The 3,192-nt window shown below is 72.2% G+C and carries 2 protein-coding genes and 1 pseudogene; all 3 read left to right on the top strand.

Annotation, left to right across the window (positions count from 1 at the left end):
• Positions 1-54 precede the first annotated feature (54 nt).
• Entirely contained in the window at positions 55-762 is a 708-nt protein-coding gene (locus AB0N17_RS43510) for a TetR family transcriptional regulator (protein ID WP_366017234.1), read from the top strand.
• Between the two features lie 117 nt (positions 763-879).
• Positions 880-1,887, top strand: coding sequence for an NADP-dependent oxidoreductase (locus tag AB0N17_RS43515; RefSeq protein WP_366017235.1), 1,008 nt, complete (start codon positions 880-882; stop codon positions 1,885-1,887).
• Positions 1,888-2,184: 297 nt separating this feature from the next.
• A pseudogene (locus AB0N17_RS43520) lies at positions 2,185-3,192 on the top strand (hypothetical protein); the annotation flags it as partial.

The following is a 3,192-nucleotide window of genomic DNA, read 5'->3' on the forward strand; positions in this document are numbered from 1 at the left end:
ACTTTTTAATGCAGGCGTATTACTTCGGGCGGGGCGACGCTAGCATGGGCATCCGTGACAGCACAGGAGACGCCGGCCACGTCGCCGCGGAGCCGGAAGGGCGATGACACCCGCGCCGCGCTCATCCGCGCCGCCGAGCGTCTGTTCGCGGCGAAGGGCGTCGACGGCGCGTCGCTGAACGAGATCAAGCGCTCCGCCGGGCAGCGCAACGCGATGGCCCTGCAGTACCACTTCGGCGACCGCGCGGGTCTGCTGCGGGCCGTACTCGACAAGCATCTTCCCGCGGTGGACGCCCGCCGGGAGGTGTTGCTGCAGCAGTACGAGGACAGCGGCGCCGCCGACCTCCGATCCCTCGCCGGAGCGCTGGTGCTGCCGGCCGCCGCGAAGCTCGCCGACCGCGACGGCGGGCGGGAGTTCCTGCAGATCGTGGCCGAGCTGCTCAACCGCCCCGAACCGCTGGTCGAGGTCGTGGTGACGGAGGGGTCGAGCATCTACCCCTGGCGGCGCCTGGTGGAGCCGCTGCTGGCTCCGGAGTCGACGGCGGTGTTCCACACCCGCTTCACCGCCATGCGCTTCTGCCATGCCGAGCTCGCCGCCCGGGCCGCCGGCCGCCCGCGCAGGGACGACCGGTTGTTCACCAGCCGGCTGGTCGACCTGGTCACCGCGGTGCTGGCCACGCCGGTCTCCGGGCAGACCGCGCGCCTGCTCCGGGAGCGCGACCGCGAGGGCGGCCGCACCGGCCGGCGGGCCTCCACCCCCTGACCGGTCCGGCGGCGACCGGTCGGGCCGCAATCGGGTACAGCATGTGGTGTACCTCACGCAGCGCGCATACCTACTGGTCGGTATCCTGCGCTGAAGCCGTCAACGACAGGAGACGTGATGCCTGCGAGCAACCGCCAGATCCGTCTGGCCGCCCGCCCGGTGGGCGAGGTCAAGGCCGAGGACTGGGAGCACTGTTCCGGACCCGTCGACGAACCGGGCCCGGGCCGGTTCGCGGGCCGTACACGCGTCATCTCCCTCGACCCGGCCATGCGGGGCTGGCTGGACGACCGCCCCTCCTACCTGCCGCCCGTGGGCATCGGCGAGGTCATGCGCGCCGGATCGGTCGTCGAGGTCACCGCATCGAACCACCCCGATTTCCAGCCGGGGGATCACGTGGTCGGCGTGTTCGGCGTCCAGGAGTACGTGGTCTCCGACGGCAAGGGCGCCATGAAGATCGACACCTCCCTCGCCCCGCCCTCCACGTACCTGGGCGCGCTGGGCATGCCCGGCATGACCGCCTACTTCGGGCTGCTGGACGTCGGAGCGCTGAAGGACGGCGAGACCGTCGTGGTGTCGGGGGCGGCCGGCGCGGTCGGCACCATGGCGGGTCAGATCGCGAAGGCCAAGGGCTGCCGGGTCGTGGGCATCGCCGGCGGGCGGGAGAAGTGCGCCCTGCTCACCGATGAACTGGGATTCGACGCGGCGATCGACTACCGCGCCGAAGACGTCCGGAAGGCGCTGGGCCGCGAGGCCCCCGACGGCATCGACGTCTACTTCGACAACGTGGGAGGGGACATCCTCGACGCCGCCCTGACCCGGCTGGCGATGCACGCGCGCGTCGTGGTCTGCGGTGCCATCAGCCAGTACAACAACACCACGCCGGTCAAGGGCCCCTCCAACTACCTCTCGTTGCTGGTCCGCCGCGCCCGCATGGAGGGCTTCGTCGTCTTCGACTACGCCGACCGCTACGCGCAGGCCGCGCGGGACATCTCCGCATGGATCGGGGCCGGACGCATCAAGGTCAAGGAACATGTGGTGCGGGGCGGCGTGGACGACTTCCCCGAGGTGCTGCAGATGCTCTTCCGCGGGCAGAACGTCGGCAAGCTCGTCCTCGAACTGGCCTGACGGCCGCCCTGGGGCTGGTGGCGGGCCAGGTCGGCGGCCGGAAACGTTGTTCGTCATCTCGGCTGCGTGTCGGCAGGTCGGTGGCCATATCCGATCGGTGGGTGCGGGGCGCGGCCGGGCGGCCGCGCCCCGGCGACTGCCCTGCTTGCAGCTCTTGCGTTGCCCATGCCAAGGCTCTATAACGTCTCCAGCAGGTATCGGCGGGGATGGCCGGAAATGGCAGTTGCCGCCGACCAGGGGGATCCTCGGCTCCGCCGCGATCGGCACCAGTGCCCGCAGACCGACGGAGACCGAACCATGACCGACGACGCATATCGTGCTGCCCTGACGCGCCTGGCCGTCGACCCGGCCTTCCGTGCCGAACTCGACGGCGACACCGGCGAGGTGGCGCGAAGACTCGGCCTGTCGCCCGTGCAGGTCGCCGAACTCCGCTCCCTCCGCGTCGAGTCCGGCACCGACGGGGGACCGGCCGCTCTCGACCCACGGCTGTCCAAGTCGTCCCTGTTCTTCGGAAGCGCGGCGCACGCGCTGGCGCACCATGACGTGACGACCGGCCACGCCGTTCCCGCGGACGACGTCTCCGCGGCGACGCACGACGTCTCCACGTCCCACGACATCGCCGCGTCCCACGACGTCAGCACGTCCCACACCGTCGCTGCGGACCAGGTCTCCGGCGACCACGAAGCCGGGGACCCGGCCTCCGTCGGTCACTCGTCCGATCTGTCCGCTCCCGCCGAGGGCCAGGAGGGCCCCGGCGGCCTCGACATGGCCTCGACCGGTTCCCGCAGCCTGCTCGGCGGCCCGCTGCTGGACACCTCTCCTGCCGAAGCGGCGGACGGACCAGGCGAGTTCGGCGACTTCGGCGACTTCGGCGAGTTCGGCGGGTTCGGCGAGTACGGCCACGAGGGCCCCAGCGCGGATCCCGGTGGGCTCGGTGGGCTCGGTGGGCAGCTCGGCGCGGGTGCCGACGGGGGCTTCGGTGACTTCGGCGGTGGGTTCGGCGGGGGTGCCGACGGCGGGTTCGGCGGCGGGTTCGACGGCGGGTTCGACGGCGGGTTCGGCGGAGGCGCCGATGGCGGGTTCGGCGGTGCCGGTGGTGGATTCGGTGACGGTGGTCTGGGAGCCGGCGGGTTCGGGGAGGGCGGGCTCGGTGACGGCGGTGTCGGCTCCGGTGGGTTCGGCGACCTCGGCCGGCACGACGGCTTCGGCGGTGCCGGTGGGCACGGCGGCTTCGGCGGCGTAGGCGGGGACGGCGGCGGGGACGCCGGTCACTTCGGTCACGGCGGCATCTACGACCGCGATGGC

It is taken from the genome of Streptomyces sp. NPDC051133, assembly GCF_040682635.1.
Taxonomy (GTDB): Bacteria; Actinomycetota; Actinomycetes; order Streptomycetales; family Streptomycetaceae; genus Streptomyces.

What these genes read in the sequence shown, in the direction of transcription:
- AB0N17_RS43515 (WP_366017235.1), top strand. Translation starts at nt 880, where the DNA reads ATGCCTGCGAGCAACCGCCAGATCCGTCTGGCCGCCCGCCCGGTGGGC.